Consider the following 22,988-nt stretch of genomic DNA (forward strand, 5'->3'; position numbering starts at 1 on the left):
GACTGCCGGCTGCCGGCTGCCGATCGACTGCCGATCGACTGCCGACCGACTTCCGAGTGATGGAGAGTGAGCGGATGACCGCCCCGATCGTGATGGACCCGCTGGCCGGCGACAACGTGGCGGAGGGCGCCCGGCTGCGGGCGGCCGGCCCGGTGGTGCCGGTGGAGCTGCTCGGCGGGGTGCGCGGCTGGGCCGTGACCCGGCACGCGGAGGCCCGGGAGCTGCTGACCGACCAGCGGCTGGTGAAGGACGCCGCGCACTGGGCGGCGTACCAGCGCGGCGAGGTGCCCAAGACCTGGCCGCTGATCGGGCTGGCGGTGCCCGGTCCGTCCATGGTCACCACGGACGGGGCGAAGCACCGGCGGCTGCGGGCGATCGTGGCGCAGGCCTTCACCCCGCGCCGGGTGGAGCTGATGCGACCCAAGATCGAGGAGATCACCGCCCGGCTGCTGGACGATCTGGCGGCGGCCGGCCCGGTGGTGGACCTGAAGACGGTCTTCGCCTTCCCGCTGCCGATGTCGGTGATCGGCTGGCTGCTGGGCGTGCCCGAGCGCGACCACGCGTACATCCGGGAGCTGTACGAGCGGTTCTTCAGCAGCACCACCAAGCCGGCCGACGTCCCGGCGACCATCGCCGCGCTGAACGTCTTCGTCTCGGACCTGGTGGCCGCCCGCCGCGCGGACCCGGGCGACGACCTGACCAGTGCGCTGCTCGCGGCCGACGTGGAGGGCGGTGCGCTCACCGACGCCGAGGCGGCGGCCACCCTGCGCGTGATCATCGCGGCCGGCCACGAGACCACCGTCAACCTGATCAGCAACGCGGTGCGGGCCCTGCTGACCCACCCCGACCAGCTGGCCCTGGTCCGCTCCGGGCAGGTGGGGTGGTCGGCCGTGGTGGAGGAGTCGCTCCGCTGGACGCCGCCGACCAGCAACTTCCTGTTCCGTTTCGCCAGCGAGGACATCAAGGTCGGGGACGCCGTCATCCCGCAGGGCGACCCGGTGCTGATCTCCTACAACGCGATCGGCCGGGACCCGGCCCAGCACGGTGTCACCGCGGAGGTGTTCGACCTCACCCGGGACCCGATCCGGCACCTGTCCTTCGGCCACGGGCCGCACGTCTGCCCGGGTTCGCCGCTGGCGCGGCTGGAGGCCGGGGTCGCGCTGCCGGCGCTGTTCGAGCGCTTCCCCGACCTGGCGCTGGCGGTCGGCGACGACGAGCTGCGGCCGAGCCCCTCGATGGTGGTCAACAGCCTGCGGGAGCTGCCGGTCCGGCTCTGAGTAGCGCATCGGAGGGCCGGACGCGGCCGGCCCTCCAGCACAGCCTTGTTACGACTGGGGCACCTCCCGGTGAAGGTCGAACGCGCACCTTGGCGCGGAATGTCCGTTGAGTTAACGTCTTCAAGCCAGCAATCGCTGGGTAGACAATCTCCGGTTCAGCGCAGTGTTGTTCTGTCTTACCGCTGGCATGTCCATGCCCTGGCAAGGAGGACTCATTGACCACCACGTCGACCGCGACCGAGGGATGCCGATGAACAGAGCACATCGGCGCCGCCTGCTGGCCGCACCGGCCGTACTCGCCTTGGCACTTGTGGCTGCCTGCTCGAACAGCTCCGGCAGCTCGTCCAAGGACGGCGGCACGGACGCCTCGCCGCTGGCCGGCGACTGCGCGAAGTACCAGGCGTACGCGGGCCATGCCGGCACCAAGGTGACGATGTTCGCCTCGATCCGCAGCCCGGAGTCGGACTCGCTGGAGAAGTCCTGGTCCGAGTTCAGTTCCTGTACGGGAATCAAGATCGTCTACGAGGGCTCCCCGGACTTCGAGGCCCAGCTGCCGGTCCGGGTGGCCGGTGGCAACGCCCCGGACTTCGCGATCGTCCCGCAGCCCGGGCTGCTCGCCCAGATGGTGAAGACCGGCAAGGTGGCCAAGCCGCCGGCGCAGACGGTGGCCAACGAGGACAAGTGGAGCCCGGTCTGGAAGACCTACGGCTCGGTGAACGGCACCTTCTACGCCGCGCCGATGAGCGCCAACATGAAGTCGCTGGTCTGGTACTCCCCCAAGGCCTTCAAGCAGGCCGGCTACGAGGTGCCGAAGACCTGGGCCGACCTGATGGCGCTCAGTGACAAGATCGCCAAGGCGGGCGGCGGCAAGCCGTGGTGCGGCGGCATCGGCTCCGGCACCGCGACCGGCTGGCCGGCCACCGACTGGCTGGAGGAGGTCGTCCTCGGCAGCTACGGCGGCGAGGTGTACGACCAGTGGGTCAACCACCAGGTGAAGTTCGGCGACCCGAAGATCACCACCGCGATGCGGACGGTGGCGGACTGGATGCAGAACCCGGCCTGGGTGAACGGCGGGATCGGCGACGTGAAGTCGATCGCCACCACCACCTTCCAGGACGCCGGCACGCCGATCCTCAGCACCAAGTGCTGGATGCTCCAGCAGGCCTCGTTCTACCGGGCGCAGTGGCCGCAGGGGACGAACATCGGCCCGGACGGTGACATCTTCGCCTTCCACCTCCCGGCGGTGAACCCCTCGGTGAGCAACCCGGTCGAGGGTGGCGGCGAGTTCGTCACCGCCTTCGCCTCCCGGCCGGAGGTGCAGGCGGTGCAGAACTACCTGTCCAGCGCCGAGTGGGCGAGCAGCCGGGTCAAGGTCTCCCAGGGCTGGGTCTCGGCCAACCAGGGCGTGGACAAGAGCCTCTACACCGATCCGATCGACCGGCTCTCGGCGGACGCGCTGACCGACCCGGCCGCGACCTTCCGGTTCGACGGCTCGGACCTGATGCCGGCCGCGGTCGGCGCGGGTGCGGAGTGGACGGCGCTCACCGCCTGGTTCGCCGAGGGACAGGCCATCCCGAAGGTGGCGGGCGACATCGACGCGGCCTGGCCGCAGTAGCCGACCGCCGCCGGGCAGCGCGGGCCCACCCGCCCGCGCTGCCCCCCCATCTCCACCTGGAAGGACTCCGTATGCCCACGGCCTCGCTCGCCGCAGCCCGGCTGGCCGAATCGGCGTGGACGGACGCGACGGTCAAGCTCGGCAACAGCTTCGGCGCCATCGCCGGCTTCCTCGGCATCCTGCTGGTGGTCTTCTTCGCGGCGGGCCGGGCCGGCGGACGGCTCTCCCGGCCGCTCACCGTCGCGGTGATGCTCGGCCCGGCCGCGCTGCTGCTGATCGTCGGCCTGGTGGTGCCGCTGGTGCGGACCGTCTTCCTCAGCGTGCGCAACGACGACTCGACCCGCTTCCTGGGCGGGAAGAACTTCGGCTGGGCGCTGACCACCGACTCGATCCACCACGTGCTGCTCAACACCCTGCTCTGGTTGGTGGTCGCCCCGCTGGCGGCCACCGGGCTCGGCCTGCTGCTCGCGCTGCTGGTCGACCGGATGAAGGGGCAGGCGGTCTACAAGTCGCTGATCTTCATGCCGATGGCGGTCTCGCTGGTCGGCGCCGGCATCATCTGGAAGTTCGTCTACGAGGCCAGGGACGCCGCCCAGCCGCAGATCGGTCTGCTCAGCCAGCTCGCCGTCAGCCTGGGCTGGGAGCACCCGCCGAACTGGATCCTCTCCCAGCCGCTCAACAACTTCCTGCTGATGGTGGTGATGGTCTGGGTGCAGACCGGCTTCGCCATGGTGGTGCTCTCCGCCGCGATCAAGGCGATCCCGGACGAGATCACCGAGGCGGCCCGGCTGGACGGCGCCGGCGGGGTGCGGCTGTTCTGGTTCGTCACCGTGCCGATGATCCGCACCACGCTGGTGGTGGTGCTGACCACGGTCATGATCACCACGCTGAAGGCCTTCGACATCGTCCGCACCATGACCGGCGGCAACTTCGGCACCCAGGTGCTGGCCAACGAGATGTACTCGCAGTCGTTCGTGCAGTTCAACGTCGGCCGGGGCAGCGCGCTCGCGGTGATCCTCTTCGTCGCGGTGCTGCCGCTGGTGGCCTACAACATCGTCCAACTGCGCAAGGAGCGTGCGACCCGATGAGCGAGACCGCGCTTGGCCGCACCGTCGGGGCGAAGGCCGAGGCCACCGGGGTCCGGGCGGTCCGCCGCTCGTTCAGCAGCCCGCTCGCCTCGCTGCTGGTGATCGTGGTGACGGTGCTCTGGACCATCCCCACCTTCGGCCTGCTGATCACCTCGCTGCGGCCCAAGCAGGACGTGGCGAGCAGCGGCTGGTGGGAGGTGTTCGTCCACCCCGACCTGACCCTGTCCAACTACCACACGGTGCTCTTCGAGGGCGGCTTCAGCGTCAGCGGCGGCCTGATGCCCTACCTGGTGAACTCGCTGGCGATCAGCCTGCCAGCCACCCTCTTCCCGCTGGTGCTGGCGGCGATGGCCGCCTACGCGCTGGCCTGGGTCCGGTTCAAGGGCAGCGACACGGTCTTCTTCGTGATCTTCGCGCTGCAGGTGGTGCCGCTGCAGATGGCCCTGATCCCGCTGCTCCAGCTGTTCTCCGGCGGCGCGCACCTGGGCGGGCTCACCATCCTCCCGGCCGTGGACCTGAGCGGGACGTATGCGCCGGTCTGGCTCGCGCACACCATGTTCGCGCTCCCGCTGGCCACCTTCCTGCTGCACAACTTCATCTCCCAGCTGCCGCGGGACCTGATGGAGGCGGCGGTGGTCGACGGGGCCTCGCACTTCAAGATCTTCCGGTCGATCGTGCTGCCGCTGTGCACCCCGGCGCTGGCCTCCTTCGCGATCTTCCAGTTCCTCTGGGTCTGGAACGACCTGCTGGTCGCGCTCACCTTCGCCGGCGGCTCGGCGGACGTCGCGCCGATGACCGCCCGGCTGGCCCAGCTCTCGGGCTCCTTCGGCGGGCGCTGGGAGCTGCTGACGGCCGGCGCGTTCCTGTCGCTGATCGTGCCGCTGGCCGTCTTCTTCGCCCTGCAGCGCTACTTCGTGCGGGGTTTGTTGGCCGGTTCCGTCAAGGGCTGACCGGATTTCGGGTTGACCTGTCCCAGGAATGTGGTGATTTCGAGGACACGCCGCGCCCCCAGCCGGTACACCGGTAGCGGCGATGTCGCCGCAGGTGTGGTTATCCGATCTGGGGGCTTGTGTGAGGTTCAGGAAACGTGTGTCGGGCCTGGTGGTGGCCCTGATGGCAGCCGTGGCGGTGGTCTCGGCCCCGGCCCAGGCGGCCGGCACGGCAACTCTCGGCACCACCACGGTCGGTACCGCGGTCGACTCGGGTGACTCCAACCACATGAATACCTCACGGTATGTCACGGGTTCGAGCGGTGGAGCGGTCAGCAGCATCAGCGTCTACGTCGGCGCGGTCGACGCGGCACCCAACAACCAGTACCAGGTGGGCCTGTACACCGACGCCTCCGGCAAGCCCGGCACACTGGTGGCCAGCAGCGCCGCCGGCACGCTCACCGCCAACAGCTGGAACACCCTCGCCCTGACGGCGACCCTCGCCCCCAACACCCCGTACTGGCTGACCTACAACAGCAACGGCAGCTCCGCGGCGGTCAACAACCTCAAGTACGCCTCCGGCGGCACCAGCGGGTACAGCGTCGGGGGCACCGCCTTCGGCACCTGGCCGGCCGACTTCGGGACCGTCTCGACGGACAGCGTCAGCTTCTCCATCTACGCGACCTACACGCCGGACGCCGGCACCGTCACCCCGCCCGGCGCGGGCCCGGGGGCGGAGGGGCCGATCCTGCTGGTCAGCAACCCGGCCAACCCGTACACCCGGTACTACACCGAGATCCTCAAGGCCGAGGGCCTGAACTACTACAAGGTCAGCGACCTGTCCGGGGTCTCCGCCGCGACGCTCGCCTCCTACGACGTGGTGCTGCTCGGCGAGAGTGCGCTGACGCCGGCCCAGGTGACCATGTTCACCACCTGGACCAACGGCGGCGGCCGGCTGATCGCGATGCGGCCCGACAAGCAGCTCGCGCCGCTGCTCGGCCTCACCGCGACGCCCGACACGCTCGCCGACTCCTACCTGAAGATCGACACCTCGGCCGCCCCCGGCGCCGGCCTGACCGCGGCCACCATGGGCTTCCACGGCGCCGCCGACCGCTACACCCTGAACGGCGCCACCGCGGTGGCGACGCTGTACAGCGACGCCAACACGGCCACCGCCAACCCCGCCGTCACCCTGCGCACCGTGGGTACCGGCCGGGCCGCCGCGTTCACCTTCGACCTGGCGAAGTCCGTGGTGCAGACCCGGCAGGGCAACATCGCCTGGGCCGGCCAGCAGCGCGACTCCACGGACGGCTACGAGGCCAGCGAGATGTTCTACGGCACCGGCGGGCAGCCGGACTGGAACAACCTGGACAAGGCGCTGATCCCGATCGCCGACGAGCAGCAGCGGCTGCTCGCCAACCTGATCACCACCATCGACCTCGCCAAGAAGCCGCTGCCGCGGTTCTGGTACTTCCCCCGGGACGTCAAGGCCGTCGTGGTGATGAGCGGCGACGACCACGGCATCGGCGGCACCGTCGGCCGCTGGGACGGCTACATCGCGCAGAGCCCGCCCGGCTGCGTGGTGGCCAACTGGGAGTGCGTGCGCGGCTCCTCCTACATCTACACCGACGACCCGATGACCCCGGCGCAGGCCCAGGCCTACTCCGACGAGGGCTTCGAGGTCGGCGTGCACGTCACCACCGACTGCAAGCCGTGGGGCACCGCCGCCAACCTCCAGTCCATCTACGCCTCCCAGTTGAGTGCCTGGAAGGCCAAGTACTCGACCCTGCCGATGCCCTCCAGCAGCCGCACGCACTGCGTCGAGTGGGACGACTGGTCGACCCAGGCCAAGACCAAGCTGGCCAACGGGATCCGGCTGGACGAGGACTACTACTTCTACCCGGCCTCCTTCACCAAGGACCGGGCCGGCTACTTCAACGGCACCGCCCAGATCATGAAGTTCGCCGACACCGACGGCAGCGTGATCGACGAGTACCAGGCCACCACCCAGCTCACCGACGAGTCGGGCCAGTCCTACCCCTCGACGGTCAACACCCTGCTGGACGCGGCCTACGGCAGCCAGGGCTACTACGCCGCGCTGACCGCCAACATCCACACCGACTTCGCGGCCTCCGCGGCCTCGGACGCGGTCATCACCGCCGCCAAGGCGAAGGGCGCACCGGTGGTGTCCGGTCGGCAGATGCTCACCTGGCTGGACGGGCGCAACGGCTCCGCCTTCAGCAAGATGGCGTGGAGCGCCAACAAGCTCACCTTCGACATCACCGGCGGGGCCAACGGGCTGCGCGCGATGGTGCCGGTGACCTCGGCCGCGGGCACCCTGACCGGCGTCAGCCGGCAGGGGCAGGCGCTCACCTACCGGATCGAGACCATCAAGGGCGTCGCCTACGCCTTCTTCGACGGCGCGGTCGGCTCGTACACCGCGACCTACGGCCAGGACACCACGGCGCCGACCGTCACCGGGACCTCCCCGTCCGCCGGTGCGACCGGGGTGGCGCCGTCCACGGCGGTCCGCTTCAACTTCAGCGAGCCGCTCAACTCCGCCACGGTGAACTCCTCGACGGTGACGCTCAAGACCACCGCGGGCGGCACGCCGGTGAGCGGCACCGTCGCCTACGACTCGGCCACCAACGGCGCGGTCTTCACGCCCGCCGCGGCCCTGGCGCTGACCACCGGCTACACGGCCACCGTGCAGGGGGTGAAGGACATGGCCGGCAACACCCTGGCCGGTACGTCCACCCTGTCGTTCACCACGGGCGGCGCCCCGCCGAAGACCATCGGCAACACGGCGGTCGGCACCCTGATCGACGACACCGACTCCAACCACATGAACGGCAGCAAGATCACCACGGGAGCCACGCCGGTGCCGCTGACCTCGCTCAGCGTCCACGTGGGCTCGGTGAGCGCCGCCCCCAACAACCAGTACCAGCTGGCGGTCTACTCCGACAGCGCGGGCTCGCCCGGCAGCCTGGTCACCTCCACCTCCAGCAGCACCCTCACGGCGAACGCCTGGAACTCGGTGCCGGTGAACGTCACCCTGGCGGCCAACACCACCTACTGGCTGGTCTACAACAGCAACGGGAGCAGCACCTCGGTCAACAACATGAACTACAGCGGCGGAACGGCCGGTCAGGGCGCCTACAGCGCGGGCGGGGTGGCCTTCGGCACCTGGCCGACCGACTTCGGGCCGGCGGTGAAGGACTCGCTCGCGTACTCGCTGTACGGGTCGTACTGACCGGACCAGGTCGGGCCCGCTCGGCGGCCTGACGGAACCCCGATGGGGCGCTTGTGTCACAACTCTGCGACACAGGCGCCCCATCGGGGTTTTGAACCTGTTCAGAATGATCGGCGCGGGCCTAGAGTCGCCAAGGTCTGCACGCGGTCCCGGACGAGGCTCCGCCGTGCCCGGTCACTCTGAGGGGGAATCATTTCCACGCCATCCCAGCCGCCCACGCCGTCCGAGCGCCCGCCGTCCGGGTCCACACCGTCCGATCGCACGCCTCCCGAGGTCACGCCGTCGGGGTCCATATCGTCGGCGTCCGGGTCGGCGGGGGCGGCGCCCGAGCGGCCCGAGCCCGCACGACCCGTGCTGCCGGGACCGGCCGGGGCTCCCGGTGTCGGTGCCGGTGTAGGTGTCGGTGCCGGTGCTGCGGGAGCCGGTGTGCCAGGTGGGTCGGGAGCGTCCGGTGTGCCCGGCGGGTCCGGTGCCCCGACCGGTCGGCCGCCGGTGCCGCCGCAGGTCAACCCGTACCGCTCGCCCTATCCGCAGGCCCCGCCGCCCGCGTGGGTGAAGGCGACCCAGCCGGCCAAGCCCGTCACGCCCGGACCGTGGGTGGCGGTCGCCGGGATCGGCGCGGGCCTGGTCTCGGCCGCGCTGCTGGGCGAGGGGGTGGGCGTCAACCTGCTGCTCTGCGCGCTGGTGGCGAGCGGTGCCGCCGCGCTGTCGGCCCGCGCCGCCGGCCGCAAGGTCCGGCCCTGGACGGTGGTCTGGGCGGTGGGTGCGCTAGGTCTGCTGGTGGTACCGGCGGTCAGCGCCGCCGGCTGGCCGATCGCGCTGGCGATCTTCGCGGCCTTCGGTGTCGGCTCCCTGGCGCTGCACGGCGGCACCCGCTGGACGGGTGTCCTGCTGGGCCCGGTCGGGCTGTGGGCGCACCTGATGGCCTCGGTGCCCTGGGCGGCCGGGGGCCTGCGCAGCCAGAACCTGCCGGCCCGCAACCGGGTGGTGCCGGTGCTGAAGGCGGTGGCGGTCACGATCGGCCTGCTGGTCGTCTTCGGCGCGCTGTTCGCGAGTGCCGACGAGACGGTGGCCGAGCTGCTGGGTGATCTGACGCCCAGCGTGGACACCGAGGAACTGCCGCTGCGGGCACTGCTCTTCATCGTGGGCGTGCTGGTGGCGCTCGGCGCCGCCCACACCGCCGCCGCGCCGCGCCGCTGGGACCGGCTGCCGGTCACCCCGGGGAAGGCCCGTACCCGGGTGGAGTGGGCGCTGCCGATGACCGCGCTGAGCCTGCTGTTCGGGGTGTTCGTCATGGTGCAGGTGGTCGCGGTGTTCGGCGGCGGCGGCGAGGCCGTCCGGACCAAGCCGGGGGTGATTCCGGCGCAGTTCGCTCGGGAGGGCTTCTGGCAGCTGCTCTGGGTCATCCTGCTGACCATGGTCGTGGTGGTGCTCGCCAGCCGCTGGGCCCCCCGTGGGACGCCCGGTGACCGGCTCATGGTGCGGGTGCTGCTGAGCGTGCTCTGCGCGCTCACGGTCGCGGTGGTGGCCTCCGCGATGTACCGCATGCAGCTCTACGTCGATGCCTTCGGGCTCACCCGGCTGAGGATCTCGGTCGCCGCCGCCGAGCTCTGGCTCGGCGTGGTCTTCGTCCTGATCGTCGTTGCCGTCCTGTCCGGCTCCGGGCGCTGGCTGCCGCGGGCAGTGGTGTTGAGTGCCGTCGTCGGCACCGCGGTGCTCGGTCTGATCGGACCGGACGCGCTGATCGCCGAGCAGAACGTCGCCCGCTACGAGCGCACCGGCAAGGTGGACATCGACTACCTGCGCGGCCTGTCGGCCGACGCCGTGCCCGCCCTGGACCGCCTCCCCGCCGACCGCCGCACCTGCGCCCTGCAGCAGATCAGCTCGGACCTGGCCGTGGACACCCCCTGGTACGCGACCAGCCTGGCCGAGGCGGACGCCCGTGAGATCCTCCGGCAGCGACCGGCGCCCGACGACCGGGGCGTGGCCTGCCGGCGGGCGGGTGTCTCGACCTACTCGTACTACCCGTAAGCCGTGAACCCTCCCACCGAGGCCCGGGTGTGACCCCGGTTGCCCGGAACGGACCGCATGGAGCAGGGTGCGGCCTGGAGTGCGGGACCGACGGCGGGCGTGCCGGGGGGCACGTCCACCGTCGGTGCCGGACCGGGGTGTTGGCCCGGGATCCGGCCGAGCGTCAGAGGGCCATCCCGGCCGGGCCCTCGGCGGGCAGGTCGCTGGCCTTGGCCTTGACCACGAAGACCGCTGCCAGCAGGGCGACCACCGCGAGCGCGGCGCCGACGATGAAGGCCTGGCCGATGCCGTGCGCCAGCACCTCGCTGTACCAGTGGCTGCCGACCGGGAACTCACCCTTGGCCTTGAAGGCCGCCAGCTGCTCGGGGGAGGCGTGGGCCATGAAGTCCGGCGCCTGGGCCTTGCCCTCGTCCTTGGCGGCGGAGCTGAAGACCGTGGTGAGGATCGACAGGCCGAGTGCGCCGCCGATCTGCTGGGTGGAGTTGAGCAGGCCGGAGGCCGCACCGGTCTCGTGGTCGGAGACCCCGGCCACCGCGAGCAGCATCACCGGGACGAAGATCAGGCCCATCCCGAAACCGAAGACGACCGTCGGGCCGAGCACACCGGAGGCGTAGCCGCTGTCGGACTTCAGCTGGGTCAGCCAGATGAGACCGGCGGCAACCAGGACGGCGCCGCCCGCCATGAAGAGCTTCGGCCCGTACTTGGCCTGGAAGGCCGACGCGATCTGGGCGGCGATGATGATCGCCACGCTGATCGGCAGGAAGGCCACACCGGCCTTGAGCGGGCTGTAGCCGATCACCGTCTGCACGAAGATCGTGATGTAGAAGAAGATGCCGAACATGGCCGCGGCCAGGCAGAGCATCATGATCAGGCCGCCGGTGCGGTTGCGGTTGCTGAACAGCTGCAGCGGGGTGATCGGCTGGGCCGTCCGCCGCTCGATCACCACGAAGGCCGCGAGCAGCAGCAGGCCGACCGCGAAGGAGCCGAGCGCGAGGGAGTTGCTCCAGCCCTCGGAGGCGGCCCGGATGAAGCCGTAGACCAGGGCGACCAGGCCGAGCGTCGAGGCCAGCGCGCCGGGCACGTCGAAGCGGCCCTCCTGGCGCTCCGACTCGTTGATGTACCGCGGCGCCGCGACCGCGATCAGGACGGCGATCGGCACGTTCACGAAGAACACCCAGCGCCAGTCGAGGTATTCGGTGAGCGCACCGCCGGCCAGCAGGCCGATCGCCGCGCCGGAGCCCGCCACCGCCGAGAAGACGCCGAAGGCGCGGTTGCGCTCCGGGCCCTCCTGGAAGTTGGTCGCGATCAGGGCGAACGCGGTGGGCGAGCAGATCGCCCCGCCGATGCCCTGCAAGGTCCGGGCGGCCAGCAGCATGCCGGCGTCCTGGGCGAAGCCGCCGAGCAACGAGGCGAGACCGAACAGCACCACACCGACGACGAAGACCCGGCGCCGCCCGAGGATGTCGCCGATCCGGCCGCCGAGCAGCAGCAGGCCGCCGAAGGCCAGCGTGTAGGCGTTGATCACCCAGGACAGGCTGGTGTCCGAGAAGCCGAGGGCCGTCTTGATGTGCGGCAGCGCGATGTTCACGATGGTGGCGTCGAGGACGACCATCAGCTGGGTGGCCGCGATGACCGTCAGGGTGAGGCTCTTGGCCGCCCCCCGCGCGGCCCCTGGCGGTGTGGACTTGCTGAGTGTCTCCGATAGAGCCATGGCTGTTCCCCCTGGTGGTTACTGCTGTTCGGTGTGCTGCTCGGCCGGCTTGGTGTCCCCGTGGGCCGGATCCCGTCGGGCATGGCACGACCGGGACGGCCCGCGCCGCCGCAGTGAACGGTGCCGTTCACTATCGCGGACGATAGTGGATCGACTATTGTGAACGCAAGCGTTCTCTAGGATTGGTGACGATGGATCAGACGGTGCTGCGACAGCCGCCGGACGGCCGTGCGGCGGCCGCGCCCCGGCCGGTCGTGGTCGAGGAGCCGGCCGGGCCGGGCCGGGCGGCCCCCATCGCCGTGCGCAAGCGCGGCCGGGCGCTGGAGGTGGCGATCTTCGAAGCGGCCCTCGATCAGCTCACCTCCGGTGGCTTCGCGCGGATGACGATGGAGGGGGTGGCCGGCGCCGCGCAGACCGGCAAGGCCGCGCTGTACCGACGCTGGGCCTCCAAGGCCGATCTGGTCGTGGACGCCCTGGGCTCAACTCTCCCACCCCCTACCGACATCCCCGACCTCGGGTCGGTGCGCAGCGAGTTGGTGCAGCTCATGGCCCAACTCGGTGAGGTGATGAACTCCCGGGCCGGCACGGCGATGCGGGCCCTGATGGCCGAGCTCGACCACGAACAGGCGGTCCCGTTCAAGGGTTTCGTGCTGGCCCGGGTGATCGAGCCGGTCACCGGCGCGATCCTGGCCATCCTCCGGCGCGGCGAGCAGCGCGGCGACGTCCGGCCGGGTGCGGCCACCGCACTGGTGGCCGATGTGGCCCCGGCCATGCTGCTCTACCGTGCCAAGGTCTGCGAGGGGCCGCTGGACGTCGCCTTCTGCACCGAGCTCGCCGAGCAGGTGCTGCTCCCGATGATCCGGGCCTGAGGTCGCCCCGGCGGGCGGGGCCGGCGGGGCGGACCTGCCCGGCCCGCCGGGCGGGGGCGCGGCAGGCCGTAGGCTGGGAGTCGCCAGACCAGAGCCGAACGGACCGATCCCATGCCTTACGACCCCCCGACCCATTCGGTCGAGCGCTCGCTGCGCCGGGCCGGCGCCCGCCTGGTGGTGGGCCTGGACGAGGTCGGGCGCGGCGCCTGGGCCGGTCCGGTCACGGTCGGCGCCGCGGTGACCGGTCTGCGCCGCCCGCCCGAGGGTCTCACCGACTCCAAGCTGCTCACCGAGAAGCGGCGCACCGCGCTCGCACCGGTGCTGGCCGACTGGGTCGTGGCCTCGGCCATCGGCCAGGCCTCGCCGCAGGAGTGCGACGACCTCGGCATGACCGCCGCCCTGCGGCTGGCGGCGGTGCGCGCGCTGGAGGCGCTGCCGGTCGAGCCGGACGCGATCATCCTCGACGGCAAGCACGACTACCTCGGCGGCCCCTGGCGGGTCCGGACCGTGATCAAGGGCGACCAGTCCTGTGTCTGCGTCTCGGCCGCCTCGGTACTGGCCAAGGTGCAGCGGGACGGGCTGATGGCCGAGCTCGGGGCGGCCCTGCCCGCCTTCGCCTTCGAGGACAACGCCGGCTATCCCTCCCCGGTGCACCGCGCCGCCCTGGAGGAGTACGGGCCCACCCCGCACCACCGCCTCTCCTGGGCCTATCTGGACGCGCTGCCCCGGTGGCGGCACCTCAAGCGAGGCCGGGCGGGCGAGCCGCAGGACGAGCAGCTCTCGCTGGGTTTCTGACCCTCCCGGGGCCGGGCCGGTATCGGGCCGACGGGCCGTCAGTTCGCCGCGGGCTGCCCGACCCCGACCGGACGGTGTCCAACTCGTGGGGTGCCTGTGCGCATCCGACCGGCATTTGATAGATATCCGGGTATGCCAGTCTTCCCCGAGGAGCCGGAGATTTACGACAGTATCCCGGGCCCCGGCGTTCCCTTCCCCCGTAAGCCGGACGCATCCGCCCCCCGCCAGCCCGCCGTTCCCCTGCCCGGGCCGCCGCCCGTGCCTCGCCCCGGGCCGCCGCGCCCGGCACCGCCGAGGCCCGGCCCGCCGGCCCAAAGCGCCCAGATCCCCAAGCCCGGCCGGGCCGGCCGCCCGGCCGAGCCCGCCCCGCCGGCCGTACAGCTGATCGCCGCAGATCCGCGACAGGCGCTGGAGCGGGCCGACGAGGCGGTCGACGCGCTGCTGGAGGCCGGTCGCGACCCCGGTCACATCCTGGTCCTGACGATCGGTCAGCCCCACCCGTGGCAGCGGCACGAGCAGTCGTTCGGCGAGGCCGGCTACTGGGCGCAGCTGGCCGAGGGCGGTGACGTCTTCTACGCCGACGCCGGTACCTCCCGGCCGCTGCGGCGCGAGGTCGTGGTCCTGGTCGGCAACGACACCGATGCGGGCCGGACCGAGAAGGCGATCCGCAAGGCGCTCGGCCGCGCGACCGAACTCCTGGTGGTGTGCGGCGACGCCGCGGCGACCACCGCCGTCCTCGCGGCGCAGGGGCGTCCCGTCCCGGCCTGAGGACGGCCGCCCGGCCGCCCTCGGACACGGTGTCCGAGGGCGGGGCCGGTCATGCCCGGTGGCGGGCGTCGCGTCTCAGCGGGCCGCGGTGCGCCGGGCCGCCGGGTTCAGCGGGGAGAGCGGCCCGGCCGGGGTCAGCTGTCCGAGCTGACGGCCGGGCGCGAGCCGGCTCACCTGGCCGAGCCGGGCGATCTGCCCCGGCCCGGCCGGCCCCGTACCGGCCTGCGCCGCCGCGACCGGTACCGCCCCGGGCGGCGGCCACTGATCGGGCTCGGCCTCCCGGGCGACCCGCGGCGGCAGCTCCGCGACGGTGTGCACCGGCGCCTGCGCCCACGAGCCCGAGTGCGGGGTGCGCCCGCTGAGCCCGTCGCCGATGGTGTGCCAGCCCGCCGGGGTCAGGGTCAGGTAGGAGCCGCAGCGCAGCCCGTGCAGCGCCGAGGCGTCCCGCAGCGCCCACATCCAGGCGCCGTCCTGCTCGGTCCAGTCCGGCCCGCCCTCGCGGCAGCGCAGCAGCACCGCGGTCCGCACCGGTGCGGGCAGGCGCAGGTCGTGCGGGATGATCCGGCGCAGCTCGCCGAGGATGGCGTTGCGGTGGTGCCACCCGTCGGTGGCGTGCGGCCGGCCGGCGAACGAGGCGGAGGCGGCCACCCGCTGCTGCGGGTCGAGCACGGCGAGCACCGTGGTGCCCGGCTGGGGGAGGTGCCGTTGGTGCAGTTCGGCGACGAATTCGCGGGGCGCTCCGAGCTGAGCCACTCCCGACCCGACCCAGCTCGCCAGATCGATCGTCCGCGCGCCGTCACAGGGGGTCTGACCTCGGTCGATACCGTTGATCACGATCCTCCTTCCCGGGCCCGCAGGCGCGCTGATGCGGGCGTACGCCGAGGGCCTGGTCCGCGGACCGGGCGATGGATACGGTCCAATTCTCGGGTCAGACCGGGTCGAGCGGCAACGATGAAATGACAAACGGCGCCCGAAACTCGGCGTTCTGCCGGATATATTCCACGCCGCGAGTGGCGCCATTCGAGGGACGCGGGGTCGGTCGGCGCCCCGCCGCCCCCTCGGGCCGCTCAGGCCTGCACGGCGAGGACGAGCGGCAGCACGGCGTCCGCCCCGGCCTGGCGCAGCAGCCGGGCCGCCACCGTGACCGTCCAGCCGGAGTCCACCAGGTCGTCGACCAGCAGCACCGGCCCGGGGTTCTGCGCCAGCGCCTCGCGCAGCAGCGGCGGTACGACGAGGGTGCCGGAGAGCGAGTGCAGCCGCTGGGCGCTGTTGCTGCGCGGGCCGGGCGGGGGCTGCCCGGTGGCGTACTCGATCCGCCCGAGCAGCGGCAGCCGGCCGACCGCCGCGAGCCGCTCGGCGAGGCTCCCGATCAGGGCGGGCCGGGTGGCCGACGGCATCACGACCACCCCGACCGGCCGCTCCGCCCGGCTGCCGTCCGCCGCCGGCGGGCCGGCCCAGCCGCCGGGCCCGCGGGCCCAGTCGGCCAGCACGCTGACCATCGCGTCCAGCACCTCGCCCGGCACCGGTCCGTCCGGGGCCTGATCGCCCAGCAGCGCCCGCAGCCGGGTGCCCCAGCCGATGTCGGAGAGCCGGCCCAGGGCCCGGCCGGTCTCGGCCTGCTCGCCGGCCGGGATCCGACCCTTCAACGGGACCCCGATGGCCTCCATCCCGGTCGGCCACAGGCGCCGGGGCTCGAACGAGATCCCCGGGCGGCCGAGGGCGGCCCGGGCCGCCGCGAGGGCCTCCTCCGCGACCTCCGTGCCGTGCCGCGGGCCCGCGCAGTTGTCGCAGCGGCCGCACGGGGCGGCGTCCGGGTCGTCCAGCTGGCGGCGGAGGAACTCCATCCGGCAGCCGTTGGTGCTCGCGTACTCCCGCATCGCGCGCTGCTCGCTCTCGCGGGACTCGGCCACCTTGGCGTAGCGCGCGGCGTCGTAGGCCCAGGGCTGCCCGGTCGAGCTCCACCCGCCGCGCACCCGGCGCACCGCGCCGTCCACGTCCAGCACCTTGAGCATGGTCTCCAGCCGGGCCCGGCGCAGGTCCACCCGCGGCTCCAGCGCGGCGGTGGACAGCGGGCGGCCCGCCTCGGCGAGCGCGTCCAGGGTCCGGCGGACCTGCTCCTCCGGGGGGAAGCCGAGGGAGGCGAAGTACCGCCAGATCGCCTCGTCCTCCCGCCCGGGCAGCAGCAGCACCTCGGCCCGGGCGACACCACGGCCGGCCCGGCCGACCTGCTGGTAGTAGGCGATCGGCGATCCGGGCGAGCCCAGGTGCACGACGAAGCCCAGGTCCGGCTTGTCGAAGCCCATGCCGAGCGCGGAGGTGGCGACCAGGGCCTTGACCCGGTTGGCCAGCAGATCCGCCTCGGCACTGCGCCGGTCGGCGTCCTCCGTCCGGCCGGAGTACGAGGCCACCGGGTAGCCGCGCTCGGCCAGGAAGGCCGTGACCTCCTCGGCGGCGGCCACCGTGAGCGTGTAGATGATGCCGGAGCCCGGGAGGTCGCCCAGGTGGTCGGCCAGCCACGCCAGCCGGTGGGCCGGGTCGGGCAGGGCCAGCACGGCCAGGCTCAGGCTCTCCCGGTCCAGCGGGCCGCGCAGCACCAACGCCCGCTCGTCGGTGCCGCCGGTGCCGAGCTGCTCGGCCACGTCGGCGGTGACCCGGGCGTTGGCCGTGGCCGTGGTGGCCAGCACCGGGACGCCCGGCGGCAGCTCCGCCAGCATGGTGCGCAGCCTGCGGTAGTCGGGGCGGAAGTCGTGGCCCCAGTCGGAGATGCAGTGTGCCTCGTCGACCACCAGCAGGCCGGTCGAGGCGGCGAGCTTGGGGAGCACCTGGTCGCGGAAGTCCGGGTTGTTCAGGCGCTCGGGGCTGACCAGCAGGACGTCGACGGCGCCGGCTGCGACCTCGGCCTGGATCGCGTCCCACTCCTCCGGGTTGGCGGAGTTGATGGTGCGGGCGTGGATGCCGGCCCGGGCGGCCGAGTCCACCTGGTTGCGCATCAGCGCCAGCAGCGGGGAGACGATCACGGTCGGCCCGCTGCCGCGGGCCCGCAGCAGCGCGGTGGCGATGAAGTACACCGCCGACTTGCCCCAGCCGGTGCGCTGGACCACCAGGGCCCGCCGGCCGTCGACCACCAGCGCCTCGATGGCCGACCACTGGTCCTCCCGCAGCACGGCGGAGGGGCCTGCGAGCTCCCGCAGCACCGCCTCGGCGCGCATCCGGACGGCGGTGCGGTCGGGGGTTTCGGTGCTGTGTGCTGTGGGCTCGTCCATGGCTCCATCAATACCGTGTGGCGGGGACAAACGACGAACGGGGCGGGGTGGGGACGGTCGGCTGCTGGCGGGCAACCGGCCGGCAGTCGAGCGGCAACCGGCCGGCAGTCGAGCGGCAACCGGCCGGCAGTCGATCGGCATCCGATCGGCAGTGTGGCGGATCGGTCGAGAGGCCGCATGAAGCTGTGGACAAGTGGTCCCCCGATCGGGGGAGCAGATGCTGGACCCCCCGAGTTGTCCACAGGGAAAAAGCACTTTCCGGCACGGGCCGCGGCCTGCGGAAGGCTTCCCGCCATGAACGACGAACGCACCGCGATGACTCCCGGCCCGCTCCCCGAGCCCGAGCCCGACGCGGGCTGTGGCCCCGGTCCGCAACCGGGGTTCCGGCCCGGCCCGCTGCCCGGCCAGCTGCCGGTCCGGATGCGCGGCCCGGCGGACATGGCCGAGCTGCTCCCGTACCTGCTCGGCTTCTTTCCCGACGACAGCATCGTCGCGGTCGGCCTGCAAGGGCCCGACCTTCACCAGGGCGGCGTGATCCGGGTCGACATCCCCGACGATCCGGCCGGCTGGCCGCGGCTGGCGGGTGACGCGGCCAGGCTGCTGGTCCAGCTCTCCGAGCGGCGGGACGAGCGGCCCGACCAGGTGCTGCTCTACCTCTGCCGGGATCCCGCGCCCGGGGTGCCGTCCGGCCGCGGGGTGCTGGCCGACCTCGGGCCGCTCGCCGCGGCGCTGGCCGAGGCGTTCCGGCGCGAGGGCGTCGGGGTGAAGGAGTCGCTCTGCGTCTCCGCCGGCAGCTGGTGGTCCTTCCTGTGCACGGGGGAGGGCTGCTGCGATCCGGGGGGCACCCCGATCCGCTCCACCTACGGCCCAGGCCCGCTGTCCGCGGCGGCCACCTTCGCCGGCCTTGCGCCGCGCGGCAGCCGCAAGTCGATCACGGCCGGCCTCGGCCCGGTCGGGCCGCCCGAGGCGGACGCCCTGTGCGAGGCCATCGACCGGGCGAGCGCGCCGTTCATCCGCGAGCTGGCCGGGCCGGGCGGGCGGGCCGAGGCGGTCGAGCGCACGGCCGAACTGCTGGCGGGAGCCGTCGCCGAGTTCCGGGCCGGGGCCCGGGCCCTCGATCCCGGGCGAACCGCCCGCCTGCTGGTCGGCCTGCAGGACAGACGCGGGCGCGACCGCGCAGCCGAATACACCGAGCCGGACGAGCTGGTGGCCGCCCAGCGGCTGTGGCGCTACCTGGTCCAGCGGTGCGTGCCGCCGTTCGAGCACCTCGCGCCGCCGCCGATGACCTTGCTCGCCTGGACGGCCTGGCTGGGGGGCGACACGGCCACCGCCCGGATCGTGCTCGCCCGGGCCCTGGAGATCGACCCGGGCTACACCCTGGCCCAGCTGCTGTACGAGTCGATCAACGGCGGGCTGGTGCCCGAGCGGCTGCTGGACAGCGTCCGCCGGGAGCGGGCCGGCCGGCCGCGCGGCGGGCCTCCTGAGCCGGTCGCGCCGTCGCCCGCGCCGTCGCCTGCGGACGCGGGCGCTGCCGAGGGCGGGCCCGCAGCGGGCGGGCCACCGGCCCGCCGCCGACTGCGCCTGCCCGGGCAGCGCCGTCCGCAGGACCGCCCGGACCACCCGGCGGGGAGCTGAGATGACCCGCCGCCCCGCCCCGAAGCGGGCCGGAGCCGCCGCCGGCCCGCCCTGCTGCGCCGTGCTGCTACAGCTCGCCCCGTGCCATCCGGATCAGCCGGTCGAGCACGGCCCCGCCGCTGACCCGGAGCCCGTCGTGCTCCCACTCGTTGGTCACCCAGGTGCGTACGTTCGCCACCGCCCGGGCGGTCGCCAGCGAGTCGGCCGTGTCGACGTACATGTCGTCGTGGTAGATCGCGGCGTACACCGGCACGGTGTTGGCCGCCAGACGGTCCAGGTCGTACAGCTCGGGCCAGTCGGTGCGCTCGGCGAGGAGCTGAGCCGTCTCGCGAAGCGGCCGCAGCACGGGGTCGGTGTCGAACATCCAGGGGTAGATCATCTCCCCGGTGAAGAGCACCGGGGAGCCGGCGGCCAGCGCCTGCTCCGCGTCGAACTCGGGAAACTCCTTGCGCACGCGCTCCGCCGCCCAGCCGGTGCCGCCACCGTCCACCGCTCGCTGCCCGTAGATCGACTCGTGCAGCACCGCGTACAGCGGCCCCGTGGCGAAGGACAGCTGGGCCTGCGCCCCGGCGAGGAAGGTGTCGGAGAGCTCAGGTCCGTCCGGGCCCTCCACCCAGGCCTCCTCCAGCAGGTAGTGCAGGCTGTGCGAGCCCGCACCGCCGCCGAGCAGCAGGCCGAGGGCCTGGAAGGCCTGCACGGTGAGCACGCCGCCGTCCGGCAGCGCCGCCGGGTGGGCGAGCAGGTGCTCCGCGATCCGGCGGGCGGCCTCGATGTCCTGCGGGTACCGGCGGTAGTGCGCCGTGTTCTTGTCCGCCACCCGCGGGTAGGCCGCGCGGTAGACGTCGTCGGCAGAGCTGCGCAGGCCGGCCAGGCCGCCCGTCACGAATGCCTCGCGCAGGCCCGCGGGCGCCAGCGAGAGGTAGGTCAGGATGCAGAAGCCGCCGTAGCTCTGCCCGAGCACGCTCCAGCTGCTGTCCTCGCCCAGCAGCAGACGGCGGATCAGCTCGGCGTCCCGGACGATCGAGTCGGCGCGGAAGTGCGTCAGGTACTCCGCCTGCAGACGGGCGTCACCGCGGCGGGCCAGGGTCCGGCGGTTGGCCGGGGTGGAGCGTCCGGTGCCGCGCTGGTCGAGCAGCAGCACGCGGTAGCCGTCCAGGGCGCGGCCCAGCCAGCCGTCCCGGCCGTGCGGCCGGGCCGCCTTGCCGCCGGGGCCGCCCTGCAGGAAGAGCAGCCACGGCAGGTGCTCGTCCTCACGTCCTGCGGCCACCACCTCGCGGGCGTACACCTCGATCCGCTCCCCCTCGGGGCGCTGGTGGTCGAGCGGCACGCGGAACACGTGGTCGGTGGTGACGATTCCGGGCAGCCGGCTGGTGGCGGACATGCAACTCCTCGGTCCGTGCTGGTCACAGGGGTGGTGCGGCAGTCGCTGCCGGGGTCTCCGGTGCGGGCGCCGTCGCTCCCGCACCGTATCCTGACGGCGCGCACGGACTGCCGCGGCCGGGTCACCGCCCGGGGCGGCCACGGCGCGGGGCAGCCGGGAGGCGATGCGCGGGCCCGCCGGTGCTCCGGCGGAGTCCGCAGTGCGGTCCGTGCCAGGGGGGCGCGCCGGACCGGCGTGACCTGGGGCAGGTGCGGTGCGTTCACCCTGCGGGACACCCCCGGGGTCCGACCGCCGACCGGCGGTGACCACCGTGACCCGGCGGTCGCCGATGGTCCGGGGCGAGCCCTGTCGCCGCCGGTTCGGCCGCACGGGCAGTACCGGGGGCTGTACTCTCCGGGACGGCCCTGGCCCGATCCGGCGGGCGGGCCGCAGGGGCGGCGCTGCACCACCGATCGTGAGCGGACGGGCTCGCCTTCGGCGCACCACGACGAGTACGAGCAGACCGGTCGAGCAAGGGGAGGAGAGCCCGGTGACCACCATGAGGCCAGCACAGACAGGGGCGCAGGCCGCCCCGAGCGCGCCGCCACCGGCTCCGACCACGGCGCCACCGGCTCCGCCCGCGCCGCCGACCGTGCCGCCCGCGCCGCCGACCGTGCCGCCCGCGCCGCCGACCGTGCCGCCCGCGCCGCCGGGTGCGCCCCGGGCCGGCGCCGGGGGCCCGCGCGGCCCGCAGTTCGGTGGCCCGCCGCCGGCGGGTCCGCCGGCCGGTGGTCCGCGGCTCGGCCAGCAGCCCGCCGCCCCGCCCCGCCAGGCGCCCCCGCCGCCCAGGCCCCAGCAGGTGGCCGCCCATGACGCCGTGCTGTGCGTCAACGCGCCGGCGATGGCCGCCTCCGGCCCCGACGGCCAGCTCAGGGGCCAAGGCCTGCACGGCTTCTTCCGGGCCGGCGTCCGCACCCTCGCCCGGATGGAGCTGCGGCTCGGCGGCATCGAGCCGATGCCGCTCCAGGGCACCCTCACCTCGGCGGCCACCGCTCGCTTCCTCGGCGCGGTCCGGCTGCCCGGCGACCCGGATCCGGACCCGGCCCTCACCGTGGAGCGGCTGCGTCACGCGGACGGTGTGGAGAGCGTCACCATCCGCAACACCGGGGCCCGGCCGGCCCGCCTCCCGTTGGAGATCGCGCTCGGTACCGATCTCGGGCTGCTCACCGATGTCGCCGCCGGCCGGCGCTCGGCGGACCTGCCCGGACAGGTGCAGTCCGCCGGGCTGCGCTGGACGGGCCAGGGCCGCAGCGCCACGGTGTCGGCCCAGCCCTCCCCGCACGCGGTGCTGGCCGGGGCGGGGGTGCTGCGCTGGGACTTGGAGGTGCAGGCCGGCGCCCGCTGGTCGGTCGAGCTGCGGGCCGAGCTGGAGACCGCCCCGGCGGCGGTCCGTCCGCCGACCGGCCGCGGCCCGGGCGTCGCACTGCCCTGGGCCGAACCCGAGATCCGCAGCGACGACGCCCGGGTGGTGCAGCTCGTCGCCCGCTCGCTGGACACCCTCGGCGGTCTGCTGATCGCCGACCCGGACCGGCCGACCGACCTCTACGCCGCCTCCGGTGCGCCCTGGAGATTCGGTCTGACCGCCGCCGACGCGCTCTGGGCGGCCCGGCTGACCCTCCCGCTGGGCACCCGGCTGGCAGTCGGCACTCTGCGTGCCCTCGCCAGGCGCCAGCACCTGGCGGGCGGCCCCTCGGCCGCGCCCCAGACCGGTGCGCGCGGGCCGGGAGCCGACACCACAGCGCCCGCAGGCCCGACGGAGGCCGGGCCGCACGGCCGCCCGGACGGTCTGATCCCGGGGCCGCTGAGGCACGCCGGCCCCGAGCTGCCGCCGTCCTGCACCGCGACTGAAGCGACCCTGCTGTTCGTCACCGTCCTGGCCGAGGCCTGGCGGTGGGGCCTGCCGCGCCAGGAGGTGGCCGAGCTGCTGCCGGCCGCCGAGCGGGCGCTGAGCACCCTGCGCGGGGCGCTCGGCGACGGCATCGAGGGGCCGGAGGGCTTCGTCATCGACCTGAGCCGGACGGCCGAGGACCGGGCCGCGCGCCCGGCGGCGGCCAGGTGCGAGGTCCAGGCGCTGGCTCACCGGGCCGCCCTGCACGGGGCGGACCTGCTCGCCGGCTTCGACCGCCCCGGCGCCGAGGAGTGGCGGGCCTGGGCCGCCCGGCTGCGGGAGCGCTTCCGGGAGCGGTTCTGGATCGACGACCTGTCAGGCGGCCGGCCGGCCCCCCCCCGGCGCCCCCGCCCCCCGGGGGGGGCCCCCCGGCCGGGGGGGGGGGGGGGGGAAGGGGAGATCGGAGGCGTCGGGAAATCGGTCTGGTACACGGGGGTGATATCGGG

At 73.6% G+C, this 22,988-nt stretch carries 15 protein-coding genes; 11 read left to right on the plus strand and 4 right to left on the minus strand.

The window, feature by feature from the left end:
• Positions 1-74 precede the first annotated feature (74 nt).
• The 6 genes from AB0K43_RS28120 (at position 75) to AB0K43_RS28145 (ending at position 10,193) form a co-directional block, all read left to right on the plus strand.
• On the plus strand, positions 75-1,277 hold the full coding sequence (locus AB0K43_RS28120) for a cytochrome P450 (protein WP_363644582.1): 1,203 nt from the start codon (positions 75-77) through the stop codon (positions 1,275-1,277).
• A gap of 250 nt (positions 1,278-1,527) precedes the next feature.
• Positions 1,528-2,892, plus strand: a complete 1,365-nt coding sequence (locus AB0K43_RS28125) for an ABC transporter substrate-binding protein (protein ID WP_363644584.1) — start codon at positions 1,528-1,530, stop codon at positions 2,890-2,892.
• 71 nt (positions 2,893-2,963) lie between these two features.
• Complete coding sequence (locus AB0K43_RS28130) at positions 2,964-3,980, plus strand: sugar ABC transporter permease (protein WP_363644586.1); 1,017 nt, start codon at positions 2,964-2,966, stop codon at positions 3,978-3,980.
• A complete protein-coding gene (locus tag AB0K43_RS28135; protein WP_363644588.1) occupies positions 3,977-4,930 on the plus strand; it encodes a carbohydrate ABC transporter permease in 954 nt (317 codons plus the stop codon). Before AB0K43_RS28130 ends, AB0K43_RS28135 begins: the two co-directional genes overlap by 4 nt.
• A 163-nt stretch (positions 4,931-5,093) precedes the next feature.
• A complete protein-coding gene (locus tag AB0K43_RS28140; protein WP_363644590.1) occupies positions 5,094-8,162 on the plus strand; it encodes an Ig-like domain-containing protein in 3,069 nt (1,022 codons plus the stop codon).
• A 453-nt stretch (positions 8,163-8,615) separates the two neighbouring features.
• Entirely contained in the window at positions 8,616-10,193 is a 1,578-nt protein-coding gene (locus AB0K43_RS28145; protein ID WP_363644592.1) for a DUF4173 domain-containing protein, read from the plus strand.
• Positions 10,194-10,356: 163 nt separating this feature from the next.
• On the opposite strand, the gene AB0K43_RS28150 is transcribed toward AB0K43_RS28145, so the two are convergent.
• A complete protein-coding gene (locus AB0K43_RS28150) occupies positions 10,357-11,904 on the minus strand; it encodes an MFS transporter (protein ID WP_363644594.1) in 1,548 nt (515 codons plus the stop codon).
• A 191-nt stretch (positions 11,905-12,095) separates the two neighbouring features.
• Here AB0K43_RS28150 and AB0K43_RS28155 point away from each other — a divergent pair, with 191 nt between their 5' ends.
• The 3 genes from AB0K43_RS28155 (at position 12,096) to AB0K43_RS28165 (ending at position 14,336) form a co-directional block, all read left to right on the plus strand.
• Entirely contained in the window at positions 12,096-12,773 is a 678-nt protein-coding gene (locus AB0K43_RS28155; protein WP_363644596.1) for a TetR/AcrR family transcriptional regulator, read from the plus strand.
• Between the two features lie 111 nt (positions 12,774-12,884).
• Positions 12,885-13,568 carry a ribonuclease HII gene (locus tag AB0K43_RS28160; RefSeq protein WP_363644598.1) on the plus strand — a complete coding sequence of 228 codons (684 nt, stop codon included), beginning with the start codon at positions 12,885-12,887 and terminating at the stop codon, positions 13,566-13,568.
• A gap of 258 nt (positions 13,569-13,826) precedes the next feature.
• Complete coding sequence (locus AB0K43_RS28165; RefSeq protein WP_363644600.1) at positions 13,827-14,336, plus strand: hypothetical protein; 510 nt, start codon at positions 13,827-13,829, stop codon at positions 14,334-14,336.
• A 75-nt stretch (positions 14,337-14,411) separates the two neighbouring features.
• Here the strand turns inward: AB0K43_RS28165 and AB0K43_RS28170 are convergent, their stop codons facing one another.
• A complete protein-coding gene (locus AB0K43_RS28170) occupies positions 14,412-15,119 on the minus strand; it encodes a hypothetical protein (RefSeq protein ID WP_363644609.1) in 708 nt (235 codons plus the stop codon).
• A gap of 284 nt (positions 15,120-15,403) precedes the next feature.
• On the minus strand, positions 15,404-17,545 hold the full coding sequence (locus AB0K43_RS28175) for a DEAD/DEAH box helicase (protein ID WP_363644611.1): 2,142 nt from the start codon (positions 17,543-17,545) through the stop codon (positions 15,404-15,406).
• A 348-nt stretch (positions 17,546-17,893) separates the two neighbouring features.
• Between AB0K43_RS28175 and AB0K43_RS28180 the strand changes: the two genes are divergently transcribed.
• Entirely contained in the window at positions 17,894-19,234 is a 1,341-nt protein-coding gene (locus tag AB0K43_RS28180; RefSeq protein ID WP_363644602.1) for a DUF4192 domain-containing protein, read from the plus strand.
• Positions 19,235-19,301: 67 nt separating this feature from the next.
• On the opposite strand, the gene AB0K43_RS28185 is transcribed toward AB0K43_RS28180, so the two are convergent.
• Positions 19,302-20,615, minus strand: a complete 1,314-nt coding sequence (locus AB0K43_RS28185; protein WP_363644604.1) for an alpha/beta fold hydrolase — start codon at positions 20,613-20,615, stop codon at positions 19,302-19,304.
• A gap of 838 nt (positions 20,616-21,453) precedes the next feature.
• On the opposite strand from AB0K43_RS28185, the gene AB0K43_RS28190 reads away from it, so the two are divergent.
• Positions 21,454-22,988, plus strand: a 1,535-nt coding sequence (locus AB0K43_RS28190) for a glycogen debranching N-terminal domain-containing protein (RefSeq protein ID WP_363644606.1), incomplete at its 3' end; no start/stop codon positions are given.

The sequence above is a fragment of the Kitasatospora sp. NPDC049258 genome, assembly GCF_040678895.1.
Taxonomy (GTDB): Bacteria; Actinomycetota; Actinomycetes; order Streptomycetales; family Streptomycetaceae; genus Kitasatospora.

Excerpts from the sequence above, each read along its gene's own strand:
- AB0K43_RS28125 (WP_363644584.1), top strand. The coding sequence starts at position 1,528 with ATGAACAGAGCACATCGGCGCCGCCTGCTGGCCGCACCGGCCGTACTC.
- AB0K43_RS28185 (WP_363644604.1), bottom strand. The coding sequence starts at position 20,615 with ATGTCCGCCACCAGCCGGCTGCCCGGAATCGTCACCACCGACCACGTG.
- AB0K43_RS28120 (WP_363644582.1), top strand. The coding sequence starts at position 75 with ATGACCGCCCCGATCGTGATGGACCCGCTGGCCGGCGACAACGTGGCG.
- AB0K43_RS28175 (WP_363644611.1), bottom strand. The coding sequence starts at position 17,545 with ATGCGCGCCGAGGCGGTGCTGCGGGAGCTCGCAGGCCCCTCCGCCGTG.
- AB0K43_RS28130 (WP_363644586.1), top strand. The coding sequence starts at position 2,964 with ATGCCCACGGCCTCGCTCGCCGCAGCCCGGCTGGCCGAATCGGCGTGG.
- AB0K43_RS28150 (WP_363644594.1), bottom strand. The coding sequence starts at position 11,904 with ATGGCTCTATCGGAGACACTCAGCAAGTCCACACCGCCAGGGGCCGCG.
- AB0K43_RS28180 (WP_363644602.1), top strand. The coding sequence starts at position 17,894 with ATGAACGACGAACGCACCGCGATGACTCCCGGCCCGCTCCCCGAGCCC.
- AB0K43_RS28140 (WP_363644590.1), top strand. The coding sequence starts at position 5,094 with ATGGCAGCCGTGGCGGTGGTCTCGGCCCCGGCCCAGGCGGCCGGCACG.
- AB0K43_RS28135 (WP_363644588.1), top strand. The coding sequence starts at position 3,977 with ATGAGCGAGACCGCGCTTGGCCGCACCGTCGGGGCGAAGGCCGAGGCC.
- AB0K43_RS28155 (WP_363644596.1), top strand. The coding sequence starts at position 12,096 with ATGGATCAGACGGTGCTGCGACAGCCGCCGGACGGCCGTGCGGCGGCC.
- AB0K43_RS28160 (WP_363644598.1), top strand. The coding sequence starts at position 12,885 with ATGCCTTACGACCCCCCGACCCATTCGGTCGAGCGCTCGCTGCGCCGG.